This window comes from Neobacillus bataviensis, assembly GCF_019969725.1.
The window spans coordinates 641187-659384 of the sequence record NZ_JAHXYW010000002.1; the positions used below are offsets into that span (position 1 = coordinate 641187).

The 18198-nt window shown below is 39.2% G+C and carries 17 protein-coding genes; 14 read left to right on the plus strand and 3 right to left on the minus strand.

What is annotated here, in order from left to right:
- The first annotated feature begins 46 nt into the window (after positions 1-46).
- From LC455_RS07855 to LC455_RS07870, 4 genes are read left to right on the plus strand one after another with little or no spacing between them, the layout of a single operon-like run.
- Positions 47-700 (plus strand): sensor histidine kinase, encoded by a 654-nt coding sequence (locus LC455_RS07855; protein ID WP_223589621.1) that lies wholly within the window; start codon positions 47-49, stop codon positions 698-700.
- 24 nt (positions 701-724) lie between these two features.
- Positions 725-1378 carry a response regulator gene (locus tag LC455_RS07860; RefSeq protein ID WP_263297701.1) on the plus strand — a complete coding sequence of 218 codons (654 nt, stop codon included), beginning with the start codon at positions 725-727 and terminating at the stop codon, positions 1376-1378.
- Positions 1379-1393: 15 nt separating this feature from the next.
- Positions 1394-1846 (plus strand): GAF domain-containing protein, encoded by a 453-nt coding sequence (locus LC455_RS07865; protein WP_223589623.1) that lies wholly within the window; start codon positions 1394-1396, stop codon positions 1844-1846.
- A 15-nt stretch (positions 1847-1861) separates the two neighbouring features.
- Positions 1862-2881 (plus strand): PAS domain-containing sensor histidine kinase, encoded by a 1020-nt coding sequence (locus tag LC455_RS07870; protein ID WP_223589625.1) that lies wholly within the window; start codon positions 1862-1864, stop codon positions 2879-2881.
- A 29-nt stretch (positions 2882-2910) separates the two neighbouring features.
- Here LC455_RS07870 and LC455_RS07875 read toward each other — a convergent pair whose 3' ends face one another.
- A complete protein-coding gene (locus LC455_RS07875; protein WP_223589626.1) occupies positions 2911-4566 on the minus strand; it encodes a glutamine--tRNA ligase/YqeY domain fusion protein in 1656 nt (551 codons plus the stop codon).
- Positions 4567-4753: 187 nt separating this feature from the next.
- Here LC455_RS07875 and LC455_RS07880 point away from each other — a divergent pair, with 187 nt between their 5' ends.
- The 7 genes from LC455_RS07880 to LC455_RS07910 all read left to right on the plus strand — a co-directional run bounded on the left by LC455_RS07880 (position 4754) and on the right by LC455_RS07910 (position 12481).
- Positions 4754-5740 (plus strand): Gfo/Idh/MocA family protein, encoded by a 987-nt coding sequence (locus tag LC455_RS07880; RefSeq protein ID WP_223589628.1) that lies wholly within the window; start codon positions 4754-4756, stop codon positions 5738-5740.
- 226 nt (positions 5741-5966) lie between these two features.
- Positions 5967-6983 (plus strand): 4Fe-4S binding protein, encoded by a 1017-nt coding sequence (locus tag LC455_RS07885; protein WP_223589630.1) that lies wholly within the window; start codon positions 5967-5969, stop codon positions 6981-6983.
- Between the two features lie 123 nt (positions 6984-7106).
- A complete protein-coding gene (locus LC455_RS07890; protein ID WP_223589631.1) occupies positions 7107-7709 on the plus strand; it encodes a TetR/AcrR family transcriptional regulator in 603 nt (200 codons plus the stop codon).
- A 99-nt stretch (positions 7710-7808) separates the two neighbouring features.
- Positions 7809-8174 (plus strand): SCP2 sterol-binding domain-containing protein, encoded by a 366-nt coding sequence (locus LC455_RS07895; RefSeq protein ID WP_223589633.1) that lies wholly within the window; start codon positions 7809-7811, stop codon positions 8172-8174.
- A gap of 189 nt (positions 8175-8363) precedes the next feature.
- Complete coding sequence (locus tag LC455_RS07900; protein WP_223589635.1) at positions 8364-8729, plus strand: SCP2 sterol-binding domain-containing protein; 366 nt, start codon at positions 8364-8366, stop codon at positions 8727-8729.
- Positions 8730-8765: 36 nt separating this feature from the next.
- A complete protein-coding gene (locus tag LC455_RS07905) occupies positions 8766-10649 on the plus strand; it encodes an AMP-dependent synthetase/ligase (protein WP_223589637.1) in 1884 nt (627 codons plus the stop codon).
- Positions 10650-10765: 116 nt separating this feature from the next.
- Entirely contained in the window at positions 10766-12481 is a 1716-nt protein-coding gene (locus LC455_RS07910; RefSeq protein ID WP_223589639.1) for a WG repeat-containing protein, read from the plus strand.
- A 38-nt stretch (positions 12482-12519) separates the two neighbouring features.
- Here LC455_RS07910 and LC455_RS07915 read toward each other — a convergent pair whose 3' ends face one another.
- Positions 12520-13608 carry a copper resistance D family protein gene (locus LC455_RS07915; protein WP_223589641.1) on the minus strand — a complete coding sequence of 363 codons (1089 nt, stop codon included), beginning with the start codon at positions 13606-13608 and terminating at the stop codon, positions 12520-12522.
- Positions 13609-14208 (minus strand): copper resistance CopC family protein, encoded by a 600-nt coding sequence (locus LC455_RS07920; protein WP_223589642.1) that lies wholly within the window; start codon positions 14206-14208, stop codon positions 13609-13611.
- A 461-nt stretch (positions 14209-14669) separates the two neighbouring features.
- Here LC455_RS07920 and LC455_RS07925 point away from each other — a divergent pair, with 461 nt between their 5' ends.
- From LC455_RS07925 to LC455_RS07935, 3 genes are all read left to right on the plus strand, one after another.
- Positions 14670-14969, plus strand: coding sequence for a DUF5658 family protein (locus LC455_RS07925; RefSeq protein WP_223589644.1), 300 nt, complete (start codon positions 14670-14672; stop codon positions 14967-14969).
- 111 nt (positions 14970-15080) lie between these two features.
- On the plus strand, positions 15081-16226 hold the full coding sequence (locus LC455_RS07930) for a DEAD/DEAH box helicase (RefSeq protein WP_223589645.1): 1146 nt from the start codon (positions 15081-15083) through the stop codon (positions 16224-16226).
- A 459-nt stretch (positions 16227-16685) separates the two neighbouring features.
- Positions 16686-18155 carry an amidase family protein gene (locus LC455_RS07935; protein WP_223589646.1) on the plus strand — a complete coding sequence of 490 codons (1470 nt, stop codon included), beginning with the start codon at positions 16686-16688 and terminating at the stop codon, positions 18153-18155.
- Positions 18156-18198 lie beyond the last annotated feature (43 nt).

An 18198-nucleotide genomic window follows, 5' to 3' on the forward strand; every position in this document is an offset into this window, starting at 1 on the left:
GTGCCTGAATTTTTTATAGGTCACAAGGTTAGAGGAGGGGTGATGAATGGAATTAATAAATCCAAAACAGCCAATTAGCTCATACATTATTGATTCTCAAGAAGAAGAAATAAAAAGGATTGCTTTTGAGCTTCACGAAGGGGTCGGACAAAACTTGTATAGCATATTAACAGGCTTGCAATTTGTTGAAACAGGAATAAAAGAGCCGCATATGAAAAATCACCTGCGCGAAATGTCATTGTTGATCGAAAAGACAATCCAAGAAATTAGGCTGCTTTCCGTTGAATTACATCCGCCTGCCCTAACAACACTTGGTTTACTTCCTGCCGTGAAAAACTATATTAAGTTATATACCTCCACCTTTGGCATTCTAGTTGATTTAGAATCGTACGGTGATGAAAGACCGATTCCAGAAAGAAACAGGATTGCGGTTTTTCGGGTATGCCAAGAAGCATTCGTGAATATTGCTAAGTATGCAGATACATCAGAAGTAAAAATGAATTTTTATTGGAATGAGGATGAGTTAAAGATTAACATTCATGATTTCGGCAAAGGATTTCAACCAGTAGAACCTAAGGAGCATACCTCTTCATCAGGTCTTGCGGCGATGAAAGAAAGGATGTATCTGACTGGCGGAGAGTGTACGATTTCCTCTAAAATAGGAGAAGGGACATCCATACAAATTTCTCTTCCGTTATAAATAGTCTCTAAAGGGGAGTTTATTTTGATAAAAATTCTGTTGGTTGATGATCATGCTGTAGTAAGAAGCGGTTTAAAAATGCTGTTGAACACAAATCCCGAAATAGAGGTAGTCGGTGAGGCATCCGAAGGAAATGAAGGAATTAAAAAAGCGCAAAAGCTTAAGCCCAATGTGGTAGTGATGGATTTAAGCATGCCCCATGGTAAGGATGGACTGACGGCTACTACCGAGTTAAAAAAACTCATGCCAGAAGTAAATATATTGATATTGACCATGCATGATGATGAAGAATACCTGTTTCGTGCTATTCAAGGCGGGGCATCTGGGTGTATTTTAAAGAGCGCCCCCCATGATGAATTAATGTCAGCCATTGAATCAGTTGCTAAAGGAGATGCCTATCTTCATCCTTCGGCCCAAAAGCGATTAATGGAAGAATACTTAGCTGGTATGAAACAAGATGGCAATGATACGTATAATCTCTTATCTGACCGTGAAAAAGAAGTGTTAACCTTAATTGCTAAAGGATATTCCAACAAAGAAATTGCCGAGCAGCTTGTTATTAGTGTCAAAACGGTTGAAACCCATAAAGGAAACCTAATGGAGAAATTGCAAATGAAAACCCGGCCTGAGTTGGTTGAATATGCCGTTAAAAAGGGGTTATTAGGTTATGGTATTTAAGGAGAATTATACGGGATGACAGAGTTAAAGGAACACCCAGCTGTAATTGAGGTTTGCAACCAACTAAAAACTTTAGTCAGCTGTGATTTTGTTGGGCTTGCCCTCCAAAATGTATCAGGCCCGGATGTCAGATGGCATTATGCAGCAGGCAATTTAAATGATAAATATAAAAGAATAACGGTCCGATTCGGGAAAGGAGTTGCCGGAAAGATTATTTCAAGCGGGAGTCCGATGATTCTGGAGAATTTCCCCAATGAGATCATCGGAAAAGTGACTGATCATCCTATTATGCTGGCTGAAAATCTCATTTCCTGCTATGCCGTTCCTTTATTTTTTAATGGTGTACCCAAAGGTGTATTGCTTGTAGGGAAAAGGAAAGTCTATACGTTTACCGAAAAAGAGCAGCAGTTGGTAGATGAATCTGCTCATACCCTGGAGCACCTATTAAAAGCACATATTATTCTTTGATGCAGGGGGTTGGAAATGGAAAGGGAATATCAGCTGACGAAAAATGAACTGATGGATTATAAATTTGCCCTGGATGCATCTTCGATTGTAGCGATTACGGATTCACGGGGCATTATTACATATGTAAATGATCAATTTTGTTATATTTCTAGATACACTCGGGAAGAGTTGCTGGGACAAGACCATCGGATTATTAATTCGGGTTATCATTCCAAGGCCTTTTTTAAAGAAATGTGGAGAACAATCGGTACTGGAAATGTTTGGACGGGAGAGATACGTAATAAGGCGAAGGATGGGACATTCTATTGGATGGATACAACGATTGTTCCTTTTTTAAACGAAAAGCACAAGCCTTATCAATATTTATCGATTCGCTATGAAATTACAGAGAGAAAACGTGTAGAGCAGGAATTACAAAAAATGATGACGACGATCATCGATGTTCAAGAAGAAGAAAGAAAGCGATTATCGCGAAATTTACATGATGGAATTGGACAAAATCTATACAGTCATTTAATTACGATTAATCGTTTGCTTTCCGAAATGGATCATCCGCTGCTGGAACAAATGCAAACAGAAGCGACCCAATTAATTGAAGAAATTCGGGAGATTTCATGGGAACTTCGCCCCTCTGTTTTAGATGACCTAGGATTAGTACCGGCCATTCGTTCTTTTTTATCGCGATTTTCAGACCATTATAATATTGATGTATTTTTTGAATGCGTATTACACCGCCGGCTTACCATTAGCATGGAATTGACGATTTATCGCATTATTCAAGAGGCGTTAACAAATGTCCGAAAATATGCGGATGTTGAAAATGCTAAAGTCACCGTAAGAGAAATGGACGATATTGTCAGGGTGATGATTGAAGATATGGGGAAGGGCTTTGACTTAAAAAAGAAGTCGCCAGGTGTCGGCTTGTTCAGCATGGACGAACGAGCACGGTCCGTTGGCGGTGAACTGTCTATTAATACTGCCCCGGGCGAAGGAACCAAAATTATCTTAGAGGTTCCTGTTTCAATAAAAGAATAAGAAAAGAGGGTGCAGGCACCCTCTTTTTCTTATATTTTAAATGAACTTTTCAAGGAAACAATCCGGTTAAAGACTAGTTTATCTACTGTGGTGTTTTTTGGGTCGACATTAAAGTAGCCGTGTCTAAAGAATTGGAACTTATCATGCGGTCTGCTTTCCTTCATATTTGGCTCAACAAAACCTTGGAGTACCTCAAGAGAATTGGAATTGACATGGTCTAGGAATGTTTTTCCTTCTTCAGCTTCATCCTCGGATTCATCCATAATAAGCGGTTCATATAAGCGGAATTCAGCAGGAACGGCATGAGTTGCTTCCACCCAGTGAATTGTTCCTTTTACTTTCCTGCCTGTAAAGCCTGTACCACTTTTCGTTTGCGGATCATAGGTACAGCGAAGTTCGATAACCTTACCACTTGCATCTTTAATGACTTCCTCACATTTAATGAAATACGCATTTTTGAGGCGGACTTCGTTTCCAGGGAACAGACGGAAATACTTCTTTGGCGGATCTTCCATAAAATCGTCCCGCTCGATGTAAATTTCACGTGAGAATGGAATTTTTCTCATGCCCATTTCTGGAACCTCAGGATTGATTTCCGCATCAAGCAATTCAATTTGTCCTTCAGGATAATTTGTAATGACTACCTTTAATGGATCAATTATACCCATTGTCCGAGGTGCTTTTAATTTCAAATCCTCCCGGACAAAATGCTCGAGCATTTGAACATCGACCATAGAGTTGTTCTTTGAAATGGCAGTTTCACGAACAAATTCTCGAATGGATTCGGGAGTAAAGCCTTTTCTTCTCATTCCAGAAATGGTTGGCATGCGGGGATCATCCCAGCCATCTACAAACCCTTCATCGACGAGCTGCTTGAGCTTTCGCTTACTCATAACCGTATTCGTAATATTTAAGCGGCCAAATTCGATTTGCTGCGGAGTGTTCTCCATTTCACATTGTTCGACAACCCAATTATAAAGCGGACGCTGATCTTCGAATTCAATTGTACAGATGGAGTGAGTAACTCCTTCAATGGCATCCTCAAGCGGATGGGCAAAGGCATACATCGGATAAATGCACCATTTATCACCTGTGTTATGGTGCGTGGCATGTGCGATACGGTAAATGACAGGGTCACGTAAATTAATATTTGGAGAAGACATATCGATTTTGGCTCTAAGTACTTTTTGACCATTCTCAAATTCACCGTTTCGCATCCGCTCAAATAAATCAAGGTTTTCTTCAATTGAACGATCGCGATAAGGGCTGTTCTTTCCAGGCTCTGTTAATGTACCGCGGTACTCGCGAATTTCATCAGCGGAAAGATCATCTACATAGGCTAGGCCTTTCTTGATGAGAAGAACGGCTCGCTTGTACATTTCCTCGAAATAATCAGACGCAAATAATAAGTCATCCCATTCGAAGCCCAGCCATTTGACATCCTCTTTAATGGAATTGACGAATTCGATATCTTCCTTTAATGGATTTGTGTCATCAAATCGTAAATTCGTTTTTCCGTTAAAATCATCTGCTAAGCCAAAATTGATGACGATTGATTTGGCATGCCCAATATGTAGATATCCATTTGGCTCTGGAGGGAAACGAGTCACGATTTTGTTGTGTTTACCTGATTCCAAATCTTTTATCATAATATCTTTTATAAAATTTGATGTTTGATTGTCCACCCATTTCAACCTCTTTCATCTTATCTATTAATTATAAATACCATAAATATTGATAATTTTCCATTGTTCCCATCATTTCATGAACAAAACATCCTGATTTAGAAATTTTTTTCGTTCAAAATGGAAAGCAGGAAAAAAAAAGGCTAAAATAGTGTTTTATAAGTCATCAACAGAAAGGGGTCCAAAGATGATTAATTTTGGAACAGTCGGAACTGGATGGATTACAGAAGCCTTCATTCAGGCAGCAAAGCTAAGCGGTCAAATGCAGTTGGCCGGAGTCTTTTCCAGGACAGCAGAAAAAGCGAAAGAACTTGCTGATACATATCATGCACCAAAATATTTTACAGATTTAGAAGAAATGGCGAAAAGTGAGGAAATAGAGGCTGTTTATATCGCTTCACCAAATTCTATCCATTTCGAACAGACCCTTGTCTTTTTTAAAAATAAAAAGCATGTCATTTGTGAAAAGCCGATTTTTTCAAACTCGGCTGAGATAGAAGAAGCTTACCGAGTTGCTGAGGAGAATGGTGTGTATTTATTTGAGGCAATCCGCAATATGCATACGCCGAATTTTCAAATCCTAAAGGATAACCTTCATCTAGCTGGACCATTAAGAAGCACCGTACTGCCCTATATCCAATACTCTTCCCGATATGATTTGTTTCTCCAAGGTGAGGAGCCAAATATATTTTCTGCAAAATTCTCTGGAGGTGCTCTCGTTGATTTAGGGGTCTATCCACTTTATTTAGCAGTGGGGCTTTTTGGGGAACCAGAATCTGTCACGTATCACCCAGTCATATTAAGGAGCGGTGTAGATGGAAGCGGCACGCTTATCTTAAAGTACAATGACTTTGTTTGTACGATTCTGTGCTCAAAAATTTCCGATTCCGTTCTACCTTGTGAAATTCATGGAGAAAAAGGAACGTTTATCCTCGAAGACGCTGCCCCTATTTCAGAAATAAAATTCATTGATAGTCACTCGAAAGAAAGCCAAATCCTGAGTGTCAAGCAAGAGGAACAAAATATGGTTTATGAATGTATTAATATCGCTAAGATAATCAAAACAAATAATGTAACAGAATATGAGAAGTTTAAAAAATGGAGCAAAATTGTTCTTCGCATAACAGAAGAGGCCCGAAAACAAAATAATATTATTTTTGCTTCAGAAAAATAAAAAGTGCCAGAGGATAACGTTATCCTCTGGCTATTAAGTTTAGATGCATGTTCTAATTTGATTTTCCCATCTAATTTTATTAATAGACGCTTTCATCTAAAACTTTTTGACAAAATTTAGATGGCAATGTGACATCTTTATGAAATGAATCTTAGCGATGATTTATATCACATACCCTGTTTTTTCAGTTTCTTATAGTAAAAGTATTAGGAATGGAGGTATGGTGATGAAATCAAAAGCTGGGTATAAGAAACAGCTGAAACGGAGGCCTGTTCAGATTACTAGATATGCCGTTCAGGCTGTGTTTCTTTTGTTTTTACTATATGTAGGTCTTACTTTCTATCAATTTTATATGCACTTTGAGACGCTTGGAAAAACCCCTTTTGTGGAACGGCCATCGGCTGTTGAGGGATTTCTTCCAATCAGTGCGCTAGTTGCCTTAAAGGTTTGGCTGACGAGCGGGGAGTTTGATCAAATCCATCCTGCCGGTCTCGTTTTATTTGCTTTCTTTGTTGGAGCAGGAATTATTTTTCGAAAATCCTTTTGCAGCTGGATTTGCCCAGTGGGAACGGCCAGTGAATGGACAGCCTGGCTTGGTAAAAAATTTTTTAAGAGAAATTTCGAAATACCAACGTGGCTAGTTTGGCTATTAACTCCCCTAAAGTATTTATTACTCTTATTCTTTATCAATATGATTATTTCAATGCCAATCTACAGCGCCAAGGCATTTTTAAATGATCCCTATAATAAAATTTCTGATGTGAAAATGCTTTTGTTTTTCTTGAATATCAGCGGATTCGCTTTAAAATTTATTATTGTTATCTTTATCTTATCGTTGTTCTTCAAGAACTTCTGGTGCCGATTCCTTTGTCCATACGGTGCGATGATTGGGCTAGGCAGCATCTTTAGAATCACCAAAATCCGTAGAAATGAAGATACATGTACAAACTGCGAAATGTGTACAAAGGTTTGCCCTCAGCGTTTAAAGGTTCATAAGGTAAAAACAGTTAATTCTCTTAATTGTACAGCCTGCTTGTCCTGTGTGGAGGCCTGTCCGATCAAAGATACATTGAATATGACGGTAGTTAATAAAAAAGTTAACAAATGGTTTGTGCCGGTTGGCTTCCTCGCCCTCTATATCTTGATTGTCGGAATTGCCAAAATTATAGGGCACTGGGAAACAATCATTTCCTATAATGAATGGAAACAATTAATACCTGATGCCAATTATGTTGGCCATTAAGCAATAGGCAGCCGATATTGAAGGCTGCCATTTCTTTTAAAAAAAGAATCTTGTGAAACGAATTAATATCTTTTAATATTTAAATTATACGTTTTCGTACGAAAGAGATTGGATTGATGAACAATGCTATTTGTTGAGGAAATGCCAAAAGAAGCAAAAGATAAAATCCTTTATGCCGGTCTATCATTATTCACAAGCTCCGGTTTTAAAAATACCTCTGTCCTAGATATAGTCGAGATGGCAAGAGTATCAAAAACAACCTTTTATCAACACTTCACCAGTAAAGAGAATCTGATGGCCGGCCTTTTTGAGGTACTGTTCTCAGAAATTATAAGTGAGGTTAAACAAGCGAGTGAACAAGAAAATCGCTACGCTTATAAAGCCTATTTTGGAATTCGGCGTTATATCGAAATTTGCTTCTCGGATGTTAAAGTTGCAGGCTTAATGCTCGTGGAATCAGTCGGAGTATCCCAAGAAGTTGAAAAAGTAAGGAGCGATGCGCACCGACGTTTTGCACAGCTTATTTTTAAGACAGTTCAAGGACTGCTGCCCTCAACTGTTTCAGAAATCGAAATGCAGCTCGTTTCGCAGGCGATGGTTGGAGCCATTAATGAAGTAGTTGTTCAGAACTATAATGTAGATGGGGGAACACGAGTCAGTTATGATGACCTTGCTCGCCTCCTTAACCGGATCGTAATTAGTGCATTCGTTAATCTTGCCAATTAACGGGTGCTTTTTTTTCGAAAAGTTCAATAAATCTTCACTGTATAATACTAATACGTATTAGTATTATGGGGATATACACTTATGGAAGGGGATTTACAAATGGCAAAAGCAATTCAAGCATATACATTACCAGAGTTGATGACTAAGATTGAAGAAATATTTAATGCAAATCCTGACCCGATTAAGGGCTTTGAAGCCATTGTTCAATATGACAACCACGGAGAGGAAGAAGGAACCTACCAGCATTTTTTCCATGATGGAAAGTTAACAATTAAGGAAGGCAGCGAGGCTTCTCCAAATGTTCCCATGGCATTGTCATATGATAACTTCAAACAGTTTTTATTAGGAAAACAAAGTGGGACCATGGCTTTATTGACTGGTAAGGTAAAAGCAAAGGGTGACATCAGCACGGGAATGAAAATAGAAGGCATTCTCCGTAAATACAAAATTAAAGAGCCATTATAATCATTTCAAAAGACAAGGGGGAAGTGGTCGTTCCCTTTTGTCTTTTTCTTTTTTAATAAACACTTTATCTATGTTGATAAAATGTCGAAAAATATTGATTGTTTGATACGAATACGTATTGGTATCATGTAAATATGATAATATACTGAATTTATGGAAAATTCAGATGTGCTAAAGGAGGACGAAGGAATGTCAAAAAAAATAGAAGAGTATTCTTTAGAAAGTCTATTGAAAAAGATTGAAGAGTTATTAAATGCAAATCCAGCGCCGTTTCAGGGATTTAAAGCAAACTATCAATTTGATATTGACGGGGAGGAGTCAGGGGTTTACCAGCTCCACTTTCAGGATGGAAAAGCCGCCGTGCAGAAAGGCTCTGATACACCTGCTGATTGTAGATTGATCATGTCACTAGCAAACTTCCATTTATTTTTGTTAGGGAAACTAAATGGGACGATGGCGTTTATGACTGGAAAGCTAAAAATTAAAGGTGATCTCGGCAAAGCGATGAAAATAGAAACCATATTACGGCAATATAGTGTGAAAGAACAACTCTAATAAACCTAATTGTTAATTTTCGGGAGGTGGTGTCACATGAAGGCAAAAAATTTAGTAGAAATGGTATCCCGATCAGCCGAACGATTTTCCGAGAAACACGCATTTTTATGGAAAAAGGACGGAAGGTATCAAGGCATCAGCTATTATTCCTTTTGGGAAAAAGTAAAACACATTGCAGCAGGACTTGCCCATCTAGGAATAAAACGAAATGACAAGGTAGCTATTTTATCAGAAAACAATCCTTATTGGCCTGTTGCAGATTTAGCTATCATGAGTCTTGGGGCAGTATGCGTTCCGATTCACTCCACGCTGCCTCCAGAGCAAATAGATTACATTTTGCAAAACGCTGAATGTGCTTTCATTTTGGTTCAAGATGAAAAGTATCTAAATAAAATCCTTCGTAATGGTAAAGCTCCCATTACAACAGCGATTATTTTTCCAGGGGAGAATTTCAAAGAAACTGAAGCCCTATTATCCTTGCAGCATTTAGCCTATATTGGATCCGTCAATCCCTTCGATAACTGGGAGGAAGGATGGAATGAATTATCAAGGGGGGAGCTCGCTACCATCATCTATACTTCAGGAACCACCGGTAAACCAAAGGGGGCAATGCTGACCCATGGAAATATCCTTTCCAATGTGGAAGGGATTCAATTCTGGGTGCTAGAAGCAAGGCCAGATGATATTTTACTTTCTCATTTACCCCTCTCCCATGTGTTTGAGCGAATGGCCGGGCAATTTATGCCTTTATCTGTTGGGGCAACAATTGCCTATGCGGAAGGAATTAATAAGGTTCAGGAAAATCTTTTAGAGGTCCGGCCTACAGTGCTGGTAAGCGTTCCCCTTCTCTTTGAAAGAGTCTATGCCCAAGCCCAAAAGATGGTGGAAACGGGCACACCCTTAAGAAGGAAAATTTTCAAATGGGCAATCGATATCGGCATAAAAAAATATGACCATTATTTAAAGTTAACTTTTGATGATGCAATGAAAAATGGATTTTTGCCAAAAGAAATTAAGAAAAGCTGGAAATTAGCCAATGCTCTTGTTTATAGCAAAGTGAAAAAGAAACTGGGGGGGAGAGTCAGGGGACTTATTTCTGGCGGAGGTGCCCTTAATCCGGAAATCGGGAAGTTTTTTTGGGCAGTCGATATCCCAGTACTCGAAGGCTATGGGCTAACAGAAGCCTCACCAGTTGTTTGCACCAATCCAATGAATCGATCAAAGGTTGGCACGGTTGGCAAGCCGCTTCCAAACCTAGAGGTTAAGATTGCTCCAGATGGAGAAGTGCTGGTAAAAGGCCCGAGTGTGATGAAGGGATATTACATGGATGAAAAGGCAACAAATGAAGCATTTAAAGATGGATGGTTTTTAACGGGTGATATTGGAAGGTTTGATGAAGAAGGCTTTCTAAAAATTGTTGACCGGAAAAAAAGGATAATCGTGCTGACAACCGGAAAAAATGTCGCTCCTCAGCCAGTGGAAAATGCCATTACACAAAGTATCTATATTGATAATTCAGTTTTAATCGGCCAGGACAGAAAATATGTCATAGCCTTGATTACGCCAAACTTAGAAAATCTCTTGTTATGGGCAGAAAAGAAAGGGTTTTCAGGGAATTTTCAGCAGCTGCTGAAAGAAAAAGAAGTACAACTTCTTTTAACCAAAGAGGTAGCCGGATTCACCCAACAATTTGCCCGGTATGAACAACCGAAAAAAGTGGTCATCATCGGGAAGGAATGGACAGTGGAAGATGGGGAATTGACACCATCCTTAAAGGTCCGCATCCCGGAAATTCAAAAAAAATATAAAGAAGTCATCCATCATGCCTATACGGAGGAAATGTTTACCGATATGCAAATTGCGGCAAACGAAGTAGCCGTCGGATTATCACTTGAGTTTAGCAGAGGGAAAGAGCATTAATCTTAATCAACAGCTATTGTGGAAATAGCTGTTTTTTTCATCCCATTGGAAAGGTGAACAAACCAAATGCCCATATTTTTCATATACATATAAAAAAATAAAATGGGTGAGCTCTAATGTTTGGAAATGAAAGAACGGTTTATCTTTTTCCGGCTGCCATAAAAGAAATTGGAGGGAACAAGTGGGGATATATCAATGAAAAGGGAAAATTCATTCTTCCTCCCAATTACGAAAATGCAGGGGATTTTCAGGATAATGGATTAGCGATCGTAAGGGCAATGAACCATGCGGGTGTCATCAATTCATCAGGATATTTTATTGTGAAACCAAAATATGATACCATCAACCCATTTTCGGAAGGGAGGGCCACCGTCATTGATCATCAGGGGTTTAAAGTGATTGATGAGAGTGGAAAAGAGATTACTTCAATAGCTTATTCCTATATAGGGGACTACAAAGAAAGCCGGGCATTAATCGCTGATTATACTAAAGATGGCTGGTATAGATATGGATATTTAAATAAACGAGGGAAAGAAGTAATCCCCCTTACCTATGAATCTGCCAGTGATTTTACAGATGGCAGAGCAGTAGTAAAAACTAATGGAGGCAAATTTGCCCTAATTGACCTTACTGGGAAGGAAGTAAAATCGTACCCTTTTTATTTTGTCGGCCATTATGGACAGGGGATGATGGCTTTTCAAATGCGTGCCAATGAAAAGTTTGGTTATATTGACGAGCAAGGCAAGATCACCATTGAGCCAAAGTTTTCAGGTGCACAATCTTTTATTAATAATCGAGCCATTGTCAATGTTTCAGAGGATTATAATGATCATTATGGATTAATTGATCAGACAGGCGGCTATATTATTAAACCAAACTATAATCGAATAGAATATCTAGATGAAAACCGTTATTCGATTGGTAAAGCGATTGAACCCTCTAAACCATTTGCTGGTTCTAAATATGCTGTTGCTGATGGTGATGGGCGTATTTTGACAGGTTTTATTTATAATGAGATTGGCATATTTACAGAGGGTTTTGCTTCAGCCTCCGATGATCAAAATACCTTTTTTATAAATAACAGAGGTCAGCGTGTTGAGCACCTTCCCATTGTGAGCGGAAGCGGAAGATTGCAGTTTGAGAAAACACTTATCAAGGGTGAAATCGATTTTCGCCTTATGTATCTTTCTAGTAAAGGTGAGATAGCCTGGAAGCAAAAAACAGTGATTCCCCTCAACGACCAATATGCAGTATTAGAGCAGAAATACAAGCCGAATAAGGACTATTTGGTTTATTTTCCTCAAATACAGGGGATGGGAAAGAGTGAAAGTGTAAATGCCGCATTAAAGGAGCTTTCTGGGGTAAAGGCTGTACCATCCCATAAACAATTAGATTTCAATTATTTGGGGGACTTTGAGGTTACGTTTTTTAAAGGGAATTTATTGGTTATAGAAATACACGGCTATAATTACCCTTTTGGTGCTGCCCACGGAATGCCAGTAAAAAAGTATGCTCATATCAATCTTAAAACAGGTTCCTTGTATAGCCTAAAGGATTTATTTTTGTCAAAAAGTCCATATGTAACAACAATTAGTGAGATTATTGGCAAGCAAATCAAAAGCAATTCCGAGTATTCCTATGTTTTCCCCAATAGCTATAAAGGGATTCAAGCTAATCAACCTTTTTTTATCAGTGACGATTCTTTTAATATCTATTTTTCCCCCTATGAAATCGCCCCATATGCTGAGGGGTTTCCAACCTTCAGGATACCGTTTAATGAGGTAATGAATATCATTGACCAAACAGGTGAATTTTGGAGGTCCTTTCATTAAAAGAAGCGTGAATCTAAAGCAGATTCACGCTTCTTATTTTATACACTTAACATAAGCGCTAAGTATCCAATAACGATGAATAGTAAGCTCAAAACAAGGGCTAAAAATTTCGGTGCCTTTTTTATGAAAGAAAAAATCATCAAGATTAAGAAAAATACCGCCCATAACATAAGGCTTTGCGATGCAATTCCAGGTGAAAAATGTAACGGGAATGTTAGACCACCTTGATGTGATAGGCTAAAAAGCTTTGAAGCCCCTTCAGCTTTTATTGTTGTTTTAATATCATGTGGCGGTGATTCCTGGCCTAACGCTCCGGTTATTGCAAAGATGATTAACACGAGAATACTTTCAAGCCTCATCCAAGGAACTGGATTAAAGGGAGCCCCTTTTGAAAGTTTATTGCGAATAAGGAAACTGTTGATAAATGCAAAGACAAGCAGCGGCACAATCGCCAAATGCTTCAACAAGAGTGCCTGGCCATAGGATAACGGCCACGTATTGGCATAGTCGCTTAAATCCATAACAAAAGACATTAAGGAAATGCCTGTGATGATGATGGTAAGTAAACAAATGATAGCGAACGGTGAAAACCATTTTAAAAACTTCAGCCAATTGTCATGGTTCTTAGAGAACCAGCTTACTACGATTAGGATGCCTATCCAGGCACTCACAGCTAAAAAATGGGCAGTATGAATAAAAAATCCTGGCCATCTTGATAAAGAGCTGGCATGGCTGGACCATCCAAGAGCAGCGATTAAAGCAAGTGTAAAAATTAATCCTGTTATTGAGAAGTGCGGTTTTCGCTCTAGTTTAATCGGAATTAGATAAATAAATAAAATAAAAGAAATGCCCCCCGTGCTAATCCACGACTTTCCAACCTCAAAATTGGTCAAAACAGACTGTATGGTTATACCCAGTCCAAGGTCCTTATATAAATAGAGAATAATTTTTAATACCGGAACAAAGGAAAACAGAGCAATTCCAAGAGCTGCTGCTAATAAAATGCCTTTTGGAACTTTAATTGAAGGACGAGCTGTTTCTGGAATGAGATGTAAGATAAAACTGCCCAGCAGCACAGAAAAGCATAAATAAAGCAAAGCTTCGCTAATGATATTTACTACAAACATTTAAGCATGCTTCTTTCGATAAAATAACCAGTAGCCGCTCATAACGAAAATAATCAACAATGCGACAGATCCAGGGACAACATAGTCTTTAAATGAAGGCTCCATAGTTTCGGTATTCTTGGTCAGTAAGGCAGTATTCTCAACCTTCTTGGGTGGAGCTGCTTCTTCAGTTTTATTTTTATCAGCTGGTTTCATTTCATTTGATGCTGATGCTGCAGCTGCAGCAGTAGTGGTTTGGTTTGCTGGCAATTGAACAGAAAATGAAATATCTCCTTCAAGTGGATGTCCGTCCGTCCCGATAATTTTCCAATGAATTTTATAACCGCCGTTTGCTAGTTCATTATTCAATGTTCCGATTAATTTATTCCCTTCAATAGAGACTTTGGAAAGTGGTATCGCGGTACCTTTTGAATCTTCTAAAGTAAATGTGCTGGTGCTCTCCAAGGTTGTTTCAAAGGTAAGAGCTATTTCCTTTAATGGCTGGGTTAGCACTTCTCCATTTTTGGGGGATGAAGATTCTAAATGTGAATGTGCAAAGACAGTAGTTCCTATTAGAAAAAACAACATTGATGCAATAAGAGAGATTTTCTTAAACATCATTTTCAACTCCGTTATATTGTTTATCTTGCTTGTTGTTCATTCTATCATCAAATTTTCTAGGTTTATCATTTTAGCGCCATTGTTCACAAACCTTTCATAAATAATTGAAAAAGTTATTCAAAAAGTTTATTCTTTATTAAGAACACAATAGTTCTTAATATTATTTTATTTTTGGCTGTGTTAAACTTGTCTGTTGATTTCCGCTCCAGGCGTTTTGCTTTCCACGGGCGTGCAGGGGAGCCTCCTCGGCGCTTTGCGCCTGTGGGGTCTCCCCTGCCCCGTACTCCCGCAGGAGTCTTCGCGCCTTCCACTCCAATCAACAGAGTGCCAATATCAACAATAACCTTTAACACAGGCTTATTTTTAATAGTCGTTTAAGAAAAAATATTAAATATTTAGAGTGTATCATCATAAGACTTACTAGAAACAATGGAGAGTAATTATTGATAATGGAGGGAATCATGAAACTTTGTCTATTCCTATTGTTTGCCGGTATATTGGATGCTGTCCTGACACATTTTGGGATTGTATCGGGTTTCGTAGAGGAAGGAAACCCAATCATGGAGTTCTTCATAGAAAAAAGCTGGTCTTACTTTTATTTAATAAAAATACTCCTGCCAATTATTTTGCTAGGTCTGGTTTCCCTTCGTCCATTTAGAGGACGGGTTAGGACGCTTTTGTTTTCCGCTAGTGTGCTTTATTTTTCCGTTCTTATATACCATATCGTCTGGATCCTTCTTTATTTAAATACATCGACATAACTCCATAGAAACTAGACACACCTTGGTTATTAAGTTAGTATCAATACGATATGGATTGATCATTGCAAAAAACGAATACTATGAAAAAAGAGTTTAAATAAGGAGTATCATATGTTGAATAATTTAAAGCCATTCTTACAGGAAGCGTGGGAGAAGTCTGGGTTTCAAACGGCTACTTCTATTCAAGACGCTGCCATCCCAGTTATCCTCGAAGGAAAAGATGTAATTGCCGAATCGCCGACTGGCACAGGGAAAACACTTGCTTATTTGTTACCATTATTAAATAAAATCGACCCTGCCGTCCAATCCCTGCAAGCAGTCGTTTTAGCGTCTTCACAAGAATTAGTTATGCAGGTTTATCAAGAGTTCCAAAAGTGGTCAGAGGGAAGCGGCATTCGCGGCACTTCCATTATCGGCGGGGCAAATCTTAAGCGCCAACTAGAAAAATTAAAAAAACGACCTCAGGTAATTTTTGCTACTCCTGGCCGCCTGCTTGAACTGATCAAGCAGAAAAAAGTAAAAATGCATGAAGTGAAAATGGTCGTGCTGGATGAAGGAGATCAGCTATTGATTCCTGAGCATCATGGCACCGTCCAAAATATTGTAAAATCAACGATGAGTGACAGGCAAGTTGTGTTATTCTCAGCAACGATGAAAGCTGCAACAGAAAAATTGGCAAAAAATTTGACTAAGGAACCTGAAGTTCTTCGTATTGAAAAAGATGAAGCGGCTTCATCGGGAAATGTAGAGCACATTTACTTCCAGTGTGAACAAAGGGATAAAATTAAGCTCCTCGAAAAAATAGCCCGCCTCGAGGGAAGTAAGTCACTCGCCTTTATAAATGACATAGGAGAGATTCAGGTTTTTAAAGAAAAATTACATTTTAAAGAGCTATCTGTCGGAATCTTACATAGCGATATGAAAAAATTAGAACGGCAGGCTGCGTTAAAATCCTTCCGCGATGGCAAAATGAAAATGCTGGTTGCCACAGATGTGGCGGCAAGAGGACTTGATATTCAAGGGGTTACCCATGTCGTCCAAATTGATTTTCCTAAAGACATCACCCAATATGTCCACCGGGCGGGAAGAACAGGCCGGATGGGTGCAGATGGAATCGTCATATCACTTGTCACCGAAAGAGAAGAACGGGAATTGAAGAGATATTGCAGAGAGTTGAATCTTCCTCTTCACAAAAGAATCTTTTACCAGGGGCAAATTGCCGAGGAAACGGAAAAAGGGCAAAAGCTGCGGAAATAAGGAAATAGATATTGACTGGACTCTATTTAAAACTCAAAACGGTCACGTAGAATTTTTCTACGTGACCGTTTTGGTTGTTCAAGGCTCTTTTTGGTCGCGTAGACCTTCTTTTACGTGCCCGAATTGGAAGTCGCAACCTAGATTGGGTCACGTAGCCCGCCTCTACGTGCCCGAATTGGAAGTCGCAAACTAGATTGGGTCACGTAGCCCGCCTCTACGTGCCCGAATTGGAAGTCGCAAGCTAGTTAGGGTCAGGTAGACCGCTTCTACGTGCCCGAATTGGAAGTCGCAAGCTAGTTAGGGTCACGTAGACTGCTTCTATGTGACCGTTTTGGTGGTCGAAGGCTAGTTTGGGTCACGTAGGTTATTTTTCTCTGTGAAAAATCCACCATTTGAAGCAGCAAAAAAAGGATTTATTCCTCCCGTCTTGAATAAATAAATTGAAACGGAGGGAAAACGATGGAAAATCCACAATTAAAGAAACTACTTAATGAATGGCTGGAGGAAGCCACGATAAGCGAGATGCAGGAGAAATTAGAAAGCGGAGAGATTACTTCTAAAGAGCTTGTTTTGATGTATTTACATAGAATTTCGAGCTTTGATAAAGAGATTCATTCCGTCCTGGAGGTTAATCCAGACGCGTTACATATTGCTGCGGCGCTTGATGCTGAACGAAAGGAATCAGGATCACGAAGTCGGTTGCATGGAATACCCATTTTAATAAAAGATAATATTGATACACATGACAAAATGCATACAAGTGCGGGTTCCCTTGCTTTAAAGGATTCCTTTGCACTTAAGGATTCCTGCGTTGCGGAACAATTACGCAAAGCAGGCGCAGTTATTCTCGGAAAAACAAATATGACCGAATGGGCGAATTTTATGGCCATCGGCATGAAAAGCGGCTATAGCTCACGAGGCGGACAAGTATTAAATCCCTACGGCCCTGGTAAATTTGATGTAGGCGGCTCAAGCTCGGGCTCAGGGGCAGCCGTTGCAGCAAACTTTGCCGCGGCTGCTGTCGGAACAGAAACTTCCGGTTCCATTTTAAACCCTTCCTGTCAAAATTCGCTTGTAGGAATAAAGCCAACCGTCGGCCTTATAAGCCGAAGAGGTATTATTCCAATCGCGCATACACAGGATACGGCGGGACCGATGGCTCGAACAGTAGAAGATGCAGCGATATTGCTAACAACACTGACTGAAAAAGATGAAGAGGACGCAATCACCCAAACCAATCCTCTATTAAATATTGATTTCACGGAATACCTGTTAAAGGATGGTCTTAAAGGGAAAAGAATCGGGATCGCCTTACATGGATTCATTGAGCATTTAAGTGAAGAAAAACAAAAGGCTGCCGCCTTAGCATTAGAAGTATTAAAATCAACAGGAGCAGAGGTTATCGAGAATATTGTGATTCCTTCTGCAAACGCTGACTGGAAATATGATGTTTTAACATATGAATTCAAACCGGATTTAAATGCGTATTTAAATAGTTTGCATCCATCCATTAAGGTCAGATCTTTAAAAGAGCTAATTGATTTCAATAATCAAGATGAAGAGAAGATGCTGAAGTATGGTCAGGCAGTGCTCATCCAATCCGAAAAGACGAGCGGCTCATTAACTGAAGCAGAGTATGCCCAAGCATTGGAGTTTGACTTATATCACTCCACCCAGAAAGGAATTGATTACGCCTTAGAAACCTATAACTTGGATATAATTGTTTTTCCACACGAAGAGGGCTCACATATCAGTGCGAAAGCTGGCTATCCATCAATTGCGGTCCCCGCAGGCTATACTTCCGAAGGGGAACCAGTGGGGATTACCTTCGCCGGTACTGCCTATAGTGAGCCGATGTTAATACAAGCAGCTTATGCTTTTGAGCAGAAGACAAAATTCAGAAAACCGCCTGTTTTAGAGAAAGAATAAGTCCATTTGTTTTCACTCATACTATCAATGAATTTCTCAAAAA

Excerpts from the sequence above, each read along its gene's own strand:
- LC455_RS07900 (WP_223589635.1), top strand. The coding sequence starts at position 8,364 with ATGTCAAAAAAAATAGAAGAGTATTCTTTAGAAAGTCTATTGAAAAAG.
- LC455_RS07855 (WP_223589621.1), top strand. The coding sequence starts at position 47 with ATGGAATTAATAAATCCAAAACAGCCAATTAGCTCATACATTATTGAT.
- LC455_RS07920 (WP_223589642.1), bottom strand. The coding sequence starts at position 14,208 with ATGATGTTTAAGAAAATCTCTCTTATTGCATCAATGTTGTTTTTTCTA.
- LC455_RS07880 (WP_223589628.1), top strand. The coding sequence starts at position 4,754 with ATGATTAATTTTGGAACAGTCGGAACTGGATGGATTACAGAAGCCTTC.
- LC455_RS07895 (WP_223589633.1), top strand. The coding sequence starts at position 7,809 with ATGGCAAAAGCAATTCAAGCATATACATTACCAGAGTTGATGACTAAG.
- LC455_RS07885 (WP_223589630.1), top strand. The coding sequence starts at position 5,967 with ATGAAATCAAAAGCTGGGTATAAGAAACAGCTGAAACGGAGGCCTGTT.
- LC455_RS07905 (WP_223589637.1), top strand. The coding sequence starts at position 8,766 with ATGAAGGCAAAAAATTTAGTAGAAATGGTATCCCGATCAGCCGAACGA.
- LC455_RS07865 (WP_223589623.1), top strand. The coding sequence starts at position 1,394 with ATGACAGAGTTAAAGGAACACCCAGCTGTAATTGAGGTTTGCAACCAA.
- LC455_RS07870 (WP_223589625.1), top strand. The coding sequence starts at position 1,862 with ATGGAAAGGGAATATCAGCTGACGAAAAATGAACTGATGGATTATAAA.
- LC455_RS07915 (WP_223589641.1), bottom strand. The coding sequence starts at position 13,608 with ATGTTTGTAGTAAATATCATTAGCGAAGCTTTGCTTTATTTATGCTTT.
- LC455_RS07930 (WP_223589645.1), top strand. The coding sequence starts at position 15,081 with ATGTTGAATAATTTAAAGCCATTCTTACAGGAAGCGTGGGAGAAGTCT.
- LC455_RS07925 (WP_223589644.1), top strand. The coding sequence starts at position 14,670 with ATGAAACTTTGTCTATTCCTATTGTTTGCCGGTATATTGGATGCTGTC.
- LC455_RS07935 (WP_223589646.1), top strand. The coding sequence starts at position 16,686 with ATGGAAAATCCACAATTAAAGAAACTACTTAATGAATGGCTGGAGGAA.
- LC455_RS07890 (WP_223589631.1), top strand. The coding sequence starts at position 7,107 with ATGCTATTTGTTGAGGAAATGCCAAAAGAAGCAAAAGATAAAATCCTT.
- LC455_RS07910 (WP_223589639.1), top strand. The coding sequence starts at position 10,766 with ATGTTTGGAAATGAAAGAACGGTTTATCTTTTTCCGGCTGCCATAAAA.